12 protein-coding genes are annotated in these 14,134 nt (G+C 66.0%); 5 read left to right on the forward strand and 7 right to left on the reverse strand.

Going from position 1 to position 14,134, the window contains the following annotated elements; all coding sequences use genetic code 11:
• The first annotated feature begins 52 nt into the window (after positions 1 to 52).
• The gene (gene groL / locus ACX80V_RS17310) at positions 53 to 1,681 is read left to right on the forward strand and encodes a chaperonin GroEL (protein ID WP_058929984.1); all 1,629 of its coding nucleotides are present in this window, start codon (positions 53 to 55) and stop codon (positions 1,679 to 1,681) included.
• 76 nt (positions 1,682 to 1,757) lie between these two features.
• Here the strand turns inward: groL and ACX80V_RS17315 are convergent, their stop codons facing one another.
• A complete protein-coding gene (locus ACX80V_RS17315) occupies positions 1,758 to 3,068 on the reverse strand; it encodes an ABC transporter substrate-binding protein (RefSeq protein WP_485844181.1) in 1,311 nt (436 codons plus the stop codon).
• A 210-nt stretch (positions 3,069 to 3,278) separates the two neighbouring features.
• Between ACX80V_RS17315 and ACX80V_RS17320 the strand changes: the two genes are divergently transcribed.
• Complete coding sequence (locus ACX80V_RS17320) at positions 3,279 to 4,337, forward strand: RNase H family protein (protein WP_485844182.1); 1,059 nt, start codon at positions 3,279 to 3,281, stop codon at positions 4,335 to 4,337.
• Positions 4,338 to 4,357: 20 nt separating this feature from the next.
• On the opposite strand, the gene ACX80V_RS17325 is transcribed toward ACX80V_RS17320, so the two are convergent.
• The 6 genes from ACX80V_RS17325 to ACX80V_RS17350 all read right to left on the reverse strand — a co-directional run bounded on the left by ACX80V_RS17325 (position 4,358) and on the right by ACX80V_RS17350 (position 11,523).
• The gene (locus tag ACX80V_RS17325) at positions 4,358 to 4,645 is read right to left on the reverse strand and encodes a WXG100 family type VII secretion target (protein WP_058932786.1); all 288 of its coding nucleotides are present in this window, start codon (positions 4,643 to 4,645) and stop codon (positions 4,358 to 4,360) included.
• Between the two features lie 109 nt (positions 4,646 to 4,754).
• The gene (locus ACX80V_RS17330; protein WP_485844183.1) at positions 4,755 to 6,305 is read right to left on the reverse strand and encodes a sensor histidine kinase; all 1,551 of its coding nucleotides are present in this window, start codon (positions 6,303 to 6,305) and stop codon (positions 4,755 to 4,757) included.
• A 2-nt stretch (positions 6,306 to 6,307) separates the two neighbouring features.
• Positions 6,308 to 7,018, reverse strand: coding sequence for a response regulator transcription factor (locus tag ACX80V_RS17335; RefSeq protein WP_058929981.1), 711 nt, complete (start codon positions 7,016 to 7,018; stop codon positions 6,308 to 6,310).
• Positions 7,019 to 7,132: 114 nt separating this feature from the next.
• Complete coding sequence (locus ACX80V_RS17340; RefSeq protein ID WP_485844184.1) at positions 7,133 to 8,776, reverse strand: DNA repair helicase XPB; 1,644 nt, start codon at positions 8,774 to 8,776, stop codon at positions 7,133 to 7,135.
• Between the two features lie 13 nt (positions 8,777 to 8,789).
• Entirely contained in the window at positions 8,790 to 11,279 is a 2,490-nt protein-coding gene (locus tag ACX80V_RS17345; protein ID WP_485844185.1) for a helicase-associated domain-containing protein, read from the reverse strand.
• Positions 11,280 to 11,289: 10 nt separating this feature from the next.
• Positions 11,290 to 11,523, reverse strand: coding sequence for a hypothetical protein (locus ACX80V_RS17350; protein ID WP_485844186.1), 234 nt, complete (start codon positions 11,521 to 11,523; stop codon positions 11,290 to 11,292).
• A gap of 246 nt (positions 11,524 to 11,769) precedes the next feature.
• Here ACX80V_RS17350 and ACX80V_RS17355 point away from each other — a divergent pair, with 246 nt between their 5' ends.
• Genes ACX80V_RS17355 through ACX80V_RS17365 form a run of 3 tightly spaced genes read left to right on the forward strand, consistent with a single transcriptional unit; the run spans position 11,770 to position 14,088 of the window.
• Positions 11,770 to 12,153 carry a cold-shock protein gene (locus tag ACX80V_RS17355; RefSeq protein ID WP_056347308.1) on the forward strand — a complete coding sequence of 128 codons (384 nt, stop codon included), beginning with the start codon at positions 11,770 to 11,772 and terminating at the stop codon, positions 12,151 to 12,153.
• 9 nt (positions 12,154 to 12,162) lie between these two features.
• Complete coding sequence (locus tag ACX80V_RS17360) at positions 12,163 to 12,708, forward strand: DUF3027 domain-containing protein (RefSeq protein ID WP_485844187.1); 546 nt, start codon at positions 12,163 to 12,165, stop codon at positions 12,706 to 12,708.
• Positions 12,709 to 12,753: 45 nt separating this feature from the next.
• Positions 12,754 to 14,088 (forward strand): MFS transporter, encoded by a 1,335-nt coding sequence (locus ACX80V_RS17365; protein WP_485844188.1) that lies wholly within the window; start codon positions 12,754 to 12,756, stop codon positions 14,086 to 14,088.
• Positions 14,089 to 14,134 lie beyond the last annotated feature (46 nt).

Here is a 14,134-nt window from a genome sequence, read left to right on the forward strand (position 1 = left end):
CACTGCAGAGAGGTTCATTCTTAACGACTGTCCCGAAAGGACTACTGCCGTTATGGCCAAGATCATTGCATTTGATGAAGAGGCACGCCGCGGTCTTGAGCGGGGCCTGAACATCCTCGCCGACGCCGTCAAGGTCACCCTCGGCCCGCGTGGACGCAACGTCGTCCTCGAAAAGAAGTGGGGCGCCCCCACGATCACCAACGATGGTGTTTCCATCGCCAAGGAGATCGAGCTGGACGACCCTTACGAAAAGATCGGCGCCGAGCTGGTCAAGGAAGTTGCCAAGAAGACGGACGACGTCGCTGGCGACGGCACCACCACGGCTACCGTGCTGGCGCAGGCCCTGGTCAAGGAAGGCCTGCGCAACGTCGCGGCCGGCGCTGACCCGCTGTCCCTCAAGCGCGGTATCGAGAAGGCTGTAGCGGCCGTCACGGTTGAGCTGCTGGCCTCCGCCAAGGAAATCGAAACCAAGGAAGAGATTGCGGCTACTGCCTCCATCTCCGCCGGTGACGACGAAATTGGCGCCCTGATCGCTGAAGCCCTGGACAAGGTGGGCAAAGAAGGCGTCATCACCGTCGAGGAGTCCAACACCTTTGGCCTGGAGCTCGAGCTCACCGAAGGCATGCGCTTCGATAAGGGTTACATCTCCGCTTACTTCGTTACCGATACCGAGCGCCAGGAAACGGTCCTTGAGGACCCGTACATCCTGATCGTCAACTCCAAGATCTCCAACGTCAAGGAACTGGTTGCTGTCCTGGAAAAGGTCATGCAGTCCAACAAGCCGCTGCTGATCATTGCCGAGGACATCGAGGGCGAGGCCCTGGCCACCCTGATCGTCAACAAGATCCGTGGCACCTTCAAGTCCGTTGCCGTCAAGGCTCCGGGCTTCGGTGACCGCCGCAAGGCCCAGCTGGCCGACATCGCTGTACTCACCGGTGGCCAGGTCATCGCCGAGGAAGTCGGACTCAAGCTGGAGACCGCCGGACTGGAACTCCTGGGACGCGCCCGCAAGGTTGTTGTCACCAAGGACGAGACCACCATCGTTGAAGGTGCCGGCGACGCCGACCAGATCGCTGGCCGCGTTTCCCAGATCCGTGCCGAGATCGAAAACTCCGATTCGGACTACGACCGCGAGAAGCTGCAGGAACGCCTGGCCAAGCTGGCCGGCGGCGTTGCAGTCATCAAGGCCGGTGCCGCAACCGAGGTTGAGCTCAAGGAACGCAAGCACCGCATTGAGGACGCTGTCCGCAACGCGAAGGCTGCTGTTGAAGAAGGCATCGTCGCCGGTGGCGGCGTTGCGCTGATCCAGGCCGGCGCCAAGGCGTTCGCGAACCTGAACCTGACCGGTGACGAAGCAACGGGTGCGAACATCGTCCGCGTTGCCATCGACGCCCCGCTGAAGCAGATCGCCTTCAACGCCGGCCTCGAGCCTGGCGTTGTTGTCGACAAGGTCCGCGGCCTGCCTGCAGGCCACGGCCTGAACGCAGCAACCGGCGAATACGTCGACCTGCTGGCTGCCGGCATTAACGACCCCGTCAAGGTAACCCGCTCTGCCCTGCAGAACGCGGCTTCCATTGCCGGTCTGTTCCTCACCACCGAGGCCGTTGTGGCCGACAAGCCGGAGAAGAACGCTCCGGCCATGGGTGGCGGCGACGACATGGGCGGCATGGGCGGCTTCTAGTCCCCAGCGCCCGGACTACGTTCCGCGCAAACCATAATGCGGCCCCCTCCACTGGAGGGGGCCGCATTTGTTTTCGCTACTTGCGGGCCGTGGCCAGCATCCCTTCGACTTCCTTCTTGAACGCGTCGGCGGCTGCCTGGGGAGTCAGCCGGTCGTACAGGACTTCATCGGTAAACCGCTTGATGACGTTCTGGACGCTGCCGGCACCCACCGGCGGGACGGGAGGTGCGTCGGCGATGTCCGGCGCAATGTCCTTCAGGAAGGCCACCACAGTGATGTCTGCCGGCTTGAGCGCCGGTGTGATGCCCTCGACGATCTCAGAGTTGCTGGGGACTCCGCGGTCTGTCATAAGGATCGCGCCTGCCGCGGGGCTGTTGGCCAGGTAATTGATAAAGGTTGCGGCGGCTTCCGGGTGCTTGGACCGTGAGGACGCGGACCAGAACATGGTGGGCTTGTAGTACATGCCGTTGTCCGCAGACTTCCCGTCGGTGCTGGGGGCGCGGAGCATCCTGATGCTGCTGCCCGTGGTGGTTTCCAGCGATCCCAGCTGGTTAGTCCACCACCAGGCCATGCCTACCCGGTTGGTGCCGAACAGGCTCTCCTCAAGGCCTGCGCCGGAGTCCTCGGTGGCCACCGTGGCCGGCGGGCTCGCCTGGGAATCGCGCTGTTCCTTCAGCCGTTCCCAGAACGAAGCGGCCGTAGCGGTGTCGAAGTCCAGTTTTCCGTCCTGGGAGTAGAGGTTCTCGCCGTGCTGCCGAAGCCAGATGATGAGGTCCGCCTCGTTGCTGCCATAGGCTGCGCCGTAGCTCTTCCCGTCACCGGCCGCGCTGAGTTTCGCGGCAGTGTCCATGAAGTCGTCCCAAGTCCAGGTGGTGTCGTCGGGGACAGGCACGTTTGCTGCCTCAAAGACCTTGGTGTTTGCCATGATGACGTAGGCGTTCTTCCCGGTGCTCAACCCGAACTGTGCGTTGTCGTACTGGCCGGACTCCAGTGATTCCTTGTCCAGCTTGGAGGTGTCGATCCCGCCCTGTTTGGCCAGGTCCAGCAGCGCCCCTCGGCCACCGTACTCGGCGATGTATTTCTGGTCCATCTGGATGACATCCGGTGCGTCATTGGCCGCGGTCGTGGTGGCTAGTTTGTCCCAGTAGCTGGCCCATTCGCCCGGCTCGGATTCGATCTTGATGTTGGGATGTTCCGCCTCGAACGCGTCGATGGCTCTCTCTGTTTGGGCGTTGAGGTACTCGTTGCCCCACCACGCGAAACGCAGGGTGACTTCGCTGGTTTCGCTGGAGCCGGCGGGTGCACCGCAGCCTGTGGCGAGCAGTGAGACAGCGACGGCGACTGCGCCGAACTGGAACGTCCTGCGGCTGATGGCCCGAATCTTCATTGATGTGCCTTCCTCAAAAGGGTGGAGGTCCACCCCGGAGCGTGTCCCGTGACGGCGTCGGTGCCGGTGGGGAAGCCTCGACTGAGAAAGCGCTTTCCCGGTCAGGATTCCGATTCTGCCGCGCTTCGGCTTCGGCGTCAAGGCTTTTCGGTAAGCGGTTTCCCAAGGGCTGGTGAACCGGTTGTCGGCGCTGTCTGGCAGGATGGTTAAGTGACAATTACTGCAGCGGCCGACGGTTCGGCTTTAGGAAATCCCGGCCCGGCCGGTTGGGCCTGGTATGTGAACGACGACTGCTGGCGTGCGGGGGGATGGCCGCACGGCACCAACAACCAGGGCGAGCTGATGGCCGTCCTGGATCTGTTCCGTGCCACCGCCCACGTCCCGGAGGAGGACCTGAGGGTCCTGTGCGACAGCCAGTACGTGATCAACTCCATCACAAAGTGGATGCCGGGCTGGAAACGCAAGGGGTGGCGGAAGGCCGACGGCAAACCCGTCCTGAACGTGGAGCTGCTCAAGGAACTTGACCGGGAAATCGTCGGCCGGAAATACACCTTCGAATGGGTCAAGGGCCACGCAGGCCACGACCTCAATGAGGCAGCCGATGTCCGCGCGCGTGCAGCGGCCACCGCGTACCAGCAGGGTGTGGCAGCGCGTTCAGGCCCGGGCTTCGCGGGAGCCCCGGCAGCGGTTGGCCCAGCAGTTGATAGCCGGGTTGCCGTCAGCTCTGGGGCAGTCACCGCACTGACCAGCCCCGACGCCGCCACTCCTGCCAGCCTTCAGGCCGCCACCACAGCCGGCGGTGCTGGCTCCGACGGTCAGGGCTCGTACGGCCAGGACTTCTTCAACCAAAGCCCCTACGACGAGCCGGACCTCTTCAGCGAGCTGGAGAGCGACTCCTTCATCCCGTCGGAGTCCGCCGGGGCCGAGATGAGCCCCGAAGCGATCGTCGAGGCCCTCGAACGCGAGTTGTCGGGCCCCGACATCCGTGGCGACATCGGCCGCACCGGCGTCCTCCTGCACCCTGATTTTATGGAGATCGGAACCTCGGGCAGGGTATGGACCCGTGACGCCACGATGATGGCACTGGAAGAGGAACCAGGGCAGCACACTGAACTGGAGATCCTGGGTGCGGACCGCATCGGCACCAGCGCGATCCTGCTGACGTGCCGAAGCTACTCGCGCTCAGGCACGGCTCTCCATAGCTCACTGTGGGTCTTGGACGGCAACAGATGGCGGCTCCGATTCCGCCAGGGGACGCCGGAGGCGTAGAAGCCATTTCGGCTGCGGACTCAGCTGAAGCGCTGGGTGTTGCCCTGCTCGGCCTGGGCGTAGGTGGACGCTGCTGATGCCAGGGCCATGTTGATGGATGCCAGCGATGCCTCCACCTTGCCCTGGGTGAGTGTCCACTCGGTCACCAGGGCCTGGAAGTTGTTGGCAGCCGAGCCCCGCCAGGTGGACTGCAGTTCGTCCAGGCCGCGCTTCATGGTCTGGACGTCCGAGCTGATCCGATCCACGGTTGCTTTGACGTTGGCCGACTTGAGCTGAAGGAGTTCGGTGTCCACGGAAATGATGCTCATGGCTTGCTGCCTCTCGAAGTAGTGGGACAGCATCTGCTGCCCGCCCGGCTGCTCCGGGCCACTACAGCGAGCCTACGGACGGGCACTGCCCGCACGCCACGCTCCATGGCTATATGTGGATAACCTTGCCATCTCCGTGGCCTCCGTCCACAGGATCGCCATCCTGCGTGGCCGTTGCGCCCGGGTGGGCTTCCCCCACGTGGTCATCGCCGGCGTGAGCCTCGTCGGTGGCGTCGTCCCGGACCGGCAGGCTGACCACCAGCGTGGCCCCGCCGCCGTCGGTCTTTTCCACCCTGACGGACCCGCCGTGCGATCCCACGATGGCCGCGACAATCGCGAGCCCCAGGCCGCTTCCGCCGGTCTCGCGCGTCCGGGACGTGTCCGCGCGGTAGAAACGCTCGAACACCTTGGACGCGTCCTCTTCGGAGATGCCAGGGCCGTGGTCACGGACCTCGATCACCGCGAGCGGCTGCCCGCCGTCGGAGGTCCGGACCCCGACGGCTAGTTCGATCGGGCTGCCGTCCGGGGTGTAGCGCAGGGCGTTCCCCACGAGGTTCCCCACCACCTGCCGCAGTTTTGCTTCGTCACCGAGCACCGGCGCGGGGGCGGCCGGATCGTCACTAAGACCGGTCAGGGAGATGGGGCGCGAGCGGTCGCTTGCCTGCGTGTCCACCACCGCATCGTGGGCAATCAGCTGCAGGTCCACGGGCTTTTGCTGGAGCGGGCGCTGTTCGTCCAGCCGCGCCAGCAGGAGGAGGTCCTCCACCATTGAACCCATCCGTTTGGCTTCGCTTTCGATTCGGCCCATGGCCGTGGCCACGTCCTCGTCGGTGGCCAGCGCGCCATGGCGGTAGAGTTCGGAGAAACCCCGGATGGTCACGAGCGGGGTACGCAGCTCGTGGGAGGCGTCGGCCGCGAACCGGCGCATTCTGCCTTCGGAGGCTGTCCGGGCGGCGAAGGCCGTCTCGATATGTGCCAGCATGGCGTTCAGCGAGCTCCCGAGCCGCCCCACTTCAGTGCCGGGATTTTCGACGTCCACACGCCTGGAAAGGTCGCCCGCGGCGATGGCGGCTGCGGTCTTTTCCACCTTGGCCAGCGGACGGAATGACCGGGACACGGTCCAGCTGGCGATCAGGGAGGCCAGCAGCAGGGTGAGCAGGCCAACGCCGGTGACCACCAGGGTGGCGTGCTTGAGGACATCATCCACGCTTTGCAGCGGCAAGCCGATGACAACGACGGCGGGACGGCCGATATAGAGCACGGTCACCGCGACCACCCGCCAGTTCTGGCCGTCGGTGCCCCTGACCTGGTACGGGCGGGTGCCCCGGTTCTGGGCGTCCTCAACGGAGATGGTTGCGATGTCGGGATGGTCATCCGGATCGCCGCCCAACAGCTGGGGGTCCTCACCAGGGGTGTACAGGATCAGCGAGTAGTCAGTGGGGACCATCGGGTTGGTGGGTGCCTGCAGCTGGGTGAACGAGCGCTGCTTGCTGGCGAGGTCGACGGCGGCGTACAGCTTGTCATCCACCTGCGCCTGGAGGTAGCTGTGCAGCAGCGTGAGGGTGCCGGCGCCGGTTGAGGTCAGCGCAACAATCAGCAGTGCCATGATCATGGCCACCAGCTGGGACCTCAACGAGGCCGATTTCCACCGCTGCAGCAAGGTCAGCGCTTCTCTGCCGTCCGGAGCACGTAGCCGACTCCGCGTTTGGTCTGGATCAGTGCCGGTGCGTCCGGATCAATGTCCACCTTGCGCCGGAGGTAGGAGATGTAGGACTCCACGATCGAGGCGTCGCCGTTGAAGTTGTACTCCCAGACGTGGTCAAGGATCTGGGATTTCGACAGCACCCGGTTGGGGTTCAGCATGAGGTACCGGAGGAGCTTGAATTCCGTGGGGGACAGTTCGATCACGGTGCCGCCGCGGCGCACTTCGTGGGCGTCGTCGTCGAGCTCCAGGTCGTCCACCCGGATCACGGCGTCGTCGTCGAGCAGGGGCTGCGTGCGGCGCAGGACGGCACGGATGCGGGCCACTACCTCGTCCAGGCTGAACGGCTTGGTGACGTAGTCATCCCCGCCTACTGTGAGGCCGGTGACCTTGTCCTCCGTGTCGTCCTTCGCCGTGAGGAACAGGACCGGAAAGTGCTTACCCGAAGCCCGCAGCTTGCGGGTGACGGTGAAGCCATCCATGTCCGGCAGCATCACGTCCAGCACCGCCAGATCGGGCGCGTGGAGCTCGGCGGCGGCCAGCGCGTCACGGCCGTTGGCGGCAGAGACCACCTCGAAGCCTGCGAAGCGGAGCGAGGTGGACAGCAGCTCGCGGATGTTGGGTTCGTCATCAACAACTAGCAGCTTGGCTTCTGGGCCGGTCTTCTTCATGCTCCCATCATGCTCCCAGAAACTGTGAGTTTTCTGAATGGATGGTGGGTGTTCCATGGGGAGCCCGCCGTGGCATGGCCATCCCCATCGCCGGACAGGAACAGCGGGTGGCCGTCAGACGGTGCCGACATCCTTGGCGTCCATGATCCGGTAGGCATAGCCCTGCTCTGCCAGGAAGCGCTGCCGCTTGGCCGCGAAATCCTGGTCCAGGGTGTCCCGGGCAACCAGAGAGTAGAAGCGGGCCGCCCGGCCGTCCTTCTTGGGGCGGAGCAACCGGCCCAGCCGCTGGGCTTCCTCCTGCCGCGACCCAAAGGAACCGGAGACCTGGATGGCCACCGAGGCCTCGGGCAGGTCGATGGAGAAGTTGGCCACCTTGGAAACCACCAGCGTGTTCACGTCGCCGGCCCGGAATGCAGCGAAGAGCTTCTGCCGTTCCTTGACGGACGTATCGCCCTTGATGACGGGAGCCTGCAGGCGCTCGCCGATCTCGTCCAGCTGGTCAATGTATTGCCCGATCACCAGCAGCTGCTCGCCCTGGTGCCGGGCCACCAGCTGTTCCACGATCAGGGTCTTGGACTCGGACGTAGCGCACAGCCGGTACTTGTCCGCGTCCTCGGCCATGGCATAGGCCACGCGTTCGTCCCGGGGCAGGTCAATGCGGACCTCCACACAGTCCGCGGGGGCGATGTAGCCCTGGGCTTCGATGTCCTTCCAGGGCGCGTCGTACCGTTTGGGCCCGATGAGGCTGAAGACCTCGCCTTCGCGGCCGTCCTCGCGGACCAGGGTGGCGGTGAGGCCCAGCCGGCGGCGGGCCTGCAGGTCCGCGGTCATCCGGAAGATCGGCGCCGGCAGGAGGTGCACTTCGTCATAGATGATCAGGCCCCAGTCGTGGCCGTCCACCAGCTCCAGGTGCGGGTACAGGCCGCCGCGTTTGGTGGTGAGGACCTGGTACGTGGCGATGGTGACCGGGCGGACCTCCTTGACCGCGCCCGAGTACTCGCCGATTTCATCCTCCGTCAGGGACGTCCGCTTGAGCAGCTCGTCCTTCCACTGCCGGGCTGCCACCGTGTTGGTCACCAGGATTAGGGTTGTGGTGGAGCTCGTGGCCATGGCCGCGGCACCCACCAGCGTCTTCCCGGCCCCGCAGGGCAGCACCACCACGCCGCTACCGCCGGCCCAGAAATTCTCGGTGGCGAGCTGCTGGTACGGGCGGAGCTTCCAGCCGTTCTCGTTCAGGGCGATCAGGTGGGGTGTGCCGTCCACGTAGCCGGCCAGATCCTCCGCCGGCCACCCGATTTTCAGGAGCAGCTGCTTGAGCTGGCCGCGCTGTGAGGAGTGGACCACAATGGTTTCGCCGTCGATCCGCGGCCCCAGCAGGGGCTGGATCTTTTTGGCCCGGATGACCTCCTCCAACACGGGGTAGTCGTCCGTGCGCATCACCAGGCCGTGCTGGGGGTCCTTCTCCAGCCGCAGCCGCCCGTACCGGGACATGGTCTCTTCGACGTCGATCAGCAGCGAATGCGGCACGGGGAACCGCGAGTATTTGAGCAGCGTGTCCAGGACCTTCTCCGCGTCCAGGCCGGCGGCGCGTGCGTTCCACAGGCCCAGAGGCGTCAGGCGGTAGCTGTGCATGTGCTCCGGGGCGCGTTCGAGCTCGGCGAAGGGGGCGATGGCGTGGCGCGCCTCGGTGGCCAGTTCGTGGTCCACTTCCAGCAGGATGGTTTTGTCACTTTGGACGATCAGCGGGCCGTCGTTCACGCGGGGCAGTCCTTCACTGGCGCAGTTCTTCTGCGGCCTCAATGTCGATAATGCGGTGGATGGAGAGCACGCGCTCGGTTTCCTTGGCAGGATCAAAGACCCTGACGCGTCCGCCGTTTACGGAGAGGGGAACAACTGTCTCCAGGCAGGAATTCCCCTGGCTGTCCACCACGTTCATGCTCACGCGCTGCTTGAGCCGGATAGCCCGTTGCAGCGTCTCCAGCCCAAGCTGGGTCGCAGCTTCGCCGGAGCCAGCCACGGGGCCTACGTGGTTTCCGGAGGCTTCAGCCCGCCTGTTCCGCAGGACGGCCAGCTGCGCGGCGACGTCGTCCTCGGCGGGTGCGGTCCGCGGCGCCGTGTAGATGGGGCGGGCGCTGCCGGGAACATTGTTAGTGCGGCGGAGCCGGACCACTCCGGGCTCGGCCTGGTCCACCGACGGCGAGAGGCCCAGTCCGCGCAGGACCTGGGCTGTTTCCCGCGGCGGAGCGGTGGAGATCAGTACCGTCGGCGCAATCCGGGCCAGCCCCAGGCCGGCCGCTTTGGACTCCGCCGCCAGCTCCAGCACCGTTGCCTCATCATCGCTTTGGATAAAGCTGGCGGCCGTTCCCACCCGGAGCCGGCCGTGCCGGGACGCCGTGTCCTCCACCAGGTATTCCAAGGGCTGGGGCACGGCCGTGGCCGAATGCTCACGCAGGAACTCCAGCAGGCTCGAGGCGTCATGCCCGGCGTCCAGCGCCCGCCGGACCGAGTTAGCGGAGAACCGGTAGATAGTGGCGGGCCCGTGCCCCTCGGCGTCGGCCATCACCAGTAGCTTTTCGGCCAGCTCCGGAGCCAGGTAGCCCGGGGCAACTGCGGTCAGGTCCGCCTGAAGCAGGACGTGGTTCAGTGCCGCAGGCAGATGCTCGCCCAGGATGCCCAAGGCTTCGTCCGGGTTGTCTTCGGCAATGGCGCTGCCCAGCTGGCTCAACGCACCGGAGCCGATCAGTCCGAGCAGCTCCGCTTCCGCGAGCACACCCCTGATCAGGGAACTGAACCGGCGGGCCATCCGCGGCTGCGTCCATTCAGCCCGCTGGAGGACGGCCGCAGCATCCAGGACCGGTGCCGTGCCGTCCGCAGCGGCAGCCTCCTGGGTGAGTTCCTCCAGGATTTCCAGGATCCGCTTCCTGACCACGGGGGCGTCCGGCCGCTGCGCCTCTGCCGAAAGGGCATTAACGGTGTTCCCGGCCAGGGCACGGTGCGCGGCGGGAACGCCGCCGGGGCCGTTAGCGGGCTGACCCACCAGTGAAGGCACACGCTCGCTCGCGAGCCAGGCATTGACCAGCCACAGCCACTGCTCCTGGCGGGGGAGGGCCAGCCACTCCAGCTGCGGGGGCTGCACCCACGAGGACGAGTCCACATCAAGGCGCAACAGGCCGGCGAGGGCGCTGACCTCCAGCAGCAGGCCCGCCCGGTGCTGGTCGATGCGAAGCGTCTCGGCAAGCCGCTTCATTTCCCGTACACCGACGCCGCCGCTGCGCAGCGTGGCCAGCGGCTGTTCGCGGACGGCGTGGAGGAGGTCACCCACCAGCCGGAGGGTTTCGGCGATGGCGCCCAGCGCCGCGTTCCGGCGAAGCGCAGCGGTGGTGCTGCCCAGCTCCGGAACCGGCGGGGACAGGGAGAAGTCATTGATGATGGCGCCGCCACGCAGCGACAATCCCACGCTATGCGGCAATTCCACGTGCGCGGCGTCCAGGGGGACCAGCAGGCCCCGGGCCAGGAGCCAGTCAACGGGCCCGACGTCGGCGCCCTGGTTCGAGACCGACGCCTTCCGTTGCGCCTGCGGGACGGCACCCATGGCCCAGTTGCGGAATTTGGCGAGCAACGCCGTCGTGCGTTCCGGGGCTCCGGCCAAAGCCTCGCCGAGTGCCTCGGGCGAGGATGTCCAATGCTGCAGCGCGAGGGCTGCCTCCATGGGGGTGGTGGCGTTCTGGATGGAGACGCCGCTGCGGTGCAGCTCGGCAACGAGCTGGACTGCCCGCTGGGCAAACGCGGGCTGGAGCCTGACCAGCTCGGTGTAGCTGCGCCCCAGCCCCGCAGGATAGATTCCCACCACGTCCTTGAGGCTTCCCACCGGCAGGTAGTAGCGCTGGCGGTGGCCCGAAACCGCCGTTCCATGCGGCGGCTCTGCCCGGTGCACCAGAGCCAGTTCCTGGAGCGAGGCCAGGATGCGTTCCAGCGCCGCCACCGTGGACCCTGGAATGAGTTTCCGGACGCCCGCCGCCGAGGCGCTGTGTTCGGTGTCCGTGTTGGTACAAAGATGCAGCGTTTCCAGCACCTGCATTTGTGGCCTGTTAAGCCGCTCGAGCGCGCGCTGGACGCTGACCCGCGCACTTGCCCGCGCGGCCAGGGCGGAAAAGTCAGGAACGGCGGGGGACATAAGGTCCGGCCGCGCTGCAAAGAGCGCCCGCAACGAGTCATCGCTGCGTGCTTCCAGTTCTTTGCTGAGCGCGCGAATAAGGGACATCAGTCCAACGTTACCGCCCGCCGGACTTTCCTGCCCGGCGCCGGCCCGCCACGCTGTCCAGCACCAGGAAAAGCATCAGCAGGAACGCCATAGGCAACCCGTACAGGGCAGTGGCAGTGACCCAGGCCGGAGCAGCGGAGCCTGCGAAGGCCAGTGCCATGACGGCTCCCACCGCCACGAGGGAAAGCATGGCAACAACCGCTGCGCAGATCATCAGTGGGCGCCGGTATCGCGAGGGTGTCATGCAGGCAACGCTAACAGCCGGGCGGCCGGTGGTGGCGCCACAGGTTGCCGTGAGCGGCGGGCACACAGCCGCAGGCAGGCGGCAGGACGAAGGGTGCATGAAAGCAGGATTCCGGCCCCCGGCAGGATAACCTTGAAGAACAGACCAACACGGTCCGTCGCTGTCATACCCTGAACCCGCACATCAGTGCGGATGCGGTGACTGCCGGCCGTGTCAGAAGACGTCAGAACGAAGAAGGTTGATTACGTGCCTACCGGCAAGGTCAAGTGGTATGACAAGGAAAAAGGTTTCGGATTCCTCGCAGGCGAGGACGGCCAGGAAGTCTTCCTGCCCAAATCATCGCTGCCCGAAGGCATCACGGAGCTGAAGGCCGGCACCCGGGTTGAGTTCGGCGTTGCCGACGGCCGCAAGGGTGCACAGGCCCTGGGCCTGCGCGTCCTGGACAAGACGCCGTCCATCGCCAAGGCTAAGCGGCCCAGCGCCCGGGACCTCGCACCGCTGGTCCAGGACCTGGTCAGCGTGCTGGACAACCTCTCCGGAACCCTGTCCGCGGGCAAGTACCCGGAAGGCAACAAGGGCAAGGCCATCGCGGCTGCCCTGCGTAAGGTTGCCGACGAGCTGGACGTTTAGGTCTTGGCCATGAACGCGGAAGCTGAACAGCCGGACACCACAACAGCGGAGAAAGCGGGCGCCAAAGCCGAGGCCAATCGCCGCGCCGGCGTGCCCGTGTGGCGTACCGGAAAGCCGGATGCCTTCCTCGCCGCTGCCGTTGGCGAGGCGCGAACCGCCATCGAGGGTATCGCGGCGGCGTCGGACATCGGTGCGCACCTGGCTGCCAAAAGTGAGGGCGACCGCCTGGTCACGCACCTCTTCGAATCAAGAATGGCCGGCTACCACGGCTGGCAGTGGTACGCGGTCCTGACCAGGAACTCCCGCTCCAAGGTGGTCACGGTCAGCGAGCTTGGCCTCCTGCCGTCGGAGGACTCCACCCTCTCCCCGGAGTGGGTGCCGTGGGCCGAGCGCGTCCGCCCCGAGGACGCACAGGCGGCAGAGGAAGAGGAGCCACGCGCTGCGGAGGTTTCCGCTTCGAAGCCGGACGCTTCGCAGGCCGAGGCTGACACTTCCGGGTTCGAAGACCGGGACGAAGGCTCCGAAGACGACGACCCCGCCGGCGAGGCTGACTAAGCAGTTGCCAATGCGCAGGGTTGAGAACCAAGAAGGCCGGCACTGATGTCCACCTTCAAATCCCTGCACATCCTCAACTACCGGATCTGGTTCCTCGGCGCGCTGGTTTCCAACATCGGAACCTGGATGCAGCGGACGGCCCAGGACTGGCTGGTGTTTGACCACCTCACCGATCACGACGCCGGGGCCATGGGCATCACCATGGCGCTGCAGCTGGGGCCGCAGCTCTTCCTGGCGCCGGTCGCCGGCCTCGTGGCGGACCGGTACAGCCGCCGGCAGCTGCTCATCATCACCCAGTCACTGATGGCCCTCCTGAGCACCGGCCTGGGCATCCTCGTGGTGCTCGGCGCCGGCCAGCTGTGGCACGTCTATGGCTTCGCCCTGCTGCTGGGCATGGTCTCCGCCCTCGATGCCCCGGTGCGGCAGACCTTTGTCTCTGAACTGGTGCGGGACGATTACCTGCCCAACGCCGTGGCCCTGAACAGCGCCTCGTTCAATGTCGCCCGGATGATCGGGCCCGCCGTGGCCGGCGTCCTCACCGTGGCGGTGGGTCCCGGCTGGGTGTTCCTGATCAACACCTTCACGTTCCTGGCCATGCTCCTGAGCCTGTGGAAGATCCCCGCCGCGTCACTGCGCCAGCTTCCCCGGGCGGCTCCGGGCAAGGGCCGGATCCGGGAGGGGCTGCGCTATGTGCGGTTCCGGCCGGACATTGTGGTGGTCCTGGTGGCCGTGTTCATCGTGGGAACACTCGGCCTTAACTTCGTGCTGTTCATCGCCGCGATGGTGGGCACGGAATTCGGGCTGGACGCCAGCGCGTTCGGGCTCATGAATTCCATCATGGCCATCGGCTCCGTGGCAGGCGCGCTGCTCTCCGCCGGCCGCGGCAAGCCCCGCTTGCGGATGATCTTCGGCGCGGCGGCTGCCTTTGGGGTGACCTCGGGACTGGCCGCGCTTGCCCCGGACTACTTCTGGTTCGGCGTGGCGCTGGTGCCGGTGGGCCTGTTCGCAATCACCATGATGACCAGTGCCAACGGCTACGTCCAGACCACCACCGATCCCGTGATGCGGGGCAGGGTCATGGCCCTGTACATGGCCATCTTTATGGGCGGCACACCCATCGGCGCCCCGTTGGTGGGATGGGTGGCCAACGTCGCCGGCCCCCGGTGGTCGCTTTCCGTTGCGGCCGCCTCCGGGATCATCGCCGCCGTGATCGGAATGATCTGGATCATCCGTGCCCAGCGGCTCCGGCTCACCTTCAACCGGCGCGCCCGCGGCCTGCGCTACTTCGGCGTCGTCTCCCACCTGGGCGTCCAACAACCGGGGGACAACGCAAACGGCGCCGCCCGGGACGAAAACCCGGACGACGCCGTCGGACGCTGACAACTGGCCTCACCACAAAAACAGCGCGAACGGACACTTGGGGCCC

The organism is Pseudarthrobacter arbutini (genome assembly GCF_054510915.1).

Excerpts from the sequence above, each read along its gene's own strand:
- groL (WP_058929984.1), top strand. The coding sequence starts at position 53 with ATGGCCAAGATCATTGCATTTGATGAAGAGGCACGCCGCGGTCTTGAG.
- ACX80V_RS17315 (WP_485844181.1), bottom strand. The coding sequence starts at position 3,068 with ATGAAGATTCGGGCCATCAGCCGCAGGACGTTCCAGTTCGGCGCAGTC.
- ACX80V_RS17325 (WP_058932786.1), bottom strand. The coding sequence starts at position 4,645 with ATGAGCATCATTTCCGTGGACACCGAACTCCTTCAGCTCAAGTCGGCC.
- ACX80V_RS17335 (WP_058929981.1), bottom strand. The coding sequence starts at position 7,018 with ATGAAGAAGACCGGCCCAGAAGCCAAGCTGCTAGTTGTTGATGACGAA.
- ACX80V_RS17345 (WP_485844185.1), bottom strand. The coding sequence starts at position 11,279 with ATGTCCCTTATTCGCGCGCTCAGCAAAGAACTGGAAGCACGCAGCGAT.
- ACX80V_RS17350 (WP_485844186.1), bottom strand. The coding sequence starts at position 11,523 with ATGACACCCTCGCGATACCGGCGCCCACTGATGATCTGCGCAGCGGTT.
- ACX80V_RS17360 (WP_485844187.1), top strand. The coding sequence starts at position 12,163 with ATGAACGCGGAAGCTGAACAGCCGGACACCACAACAGCGGAGAAAGCG.
- ACX80V_RS17365 (WP_485844188.1), top strand. The coding sequence starts at position 12,754 with ATGTCCACCTTCAAATCCCTGCACATCCTCAACTACCGGATCTGGTTC.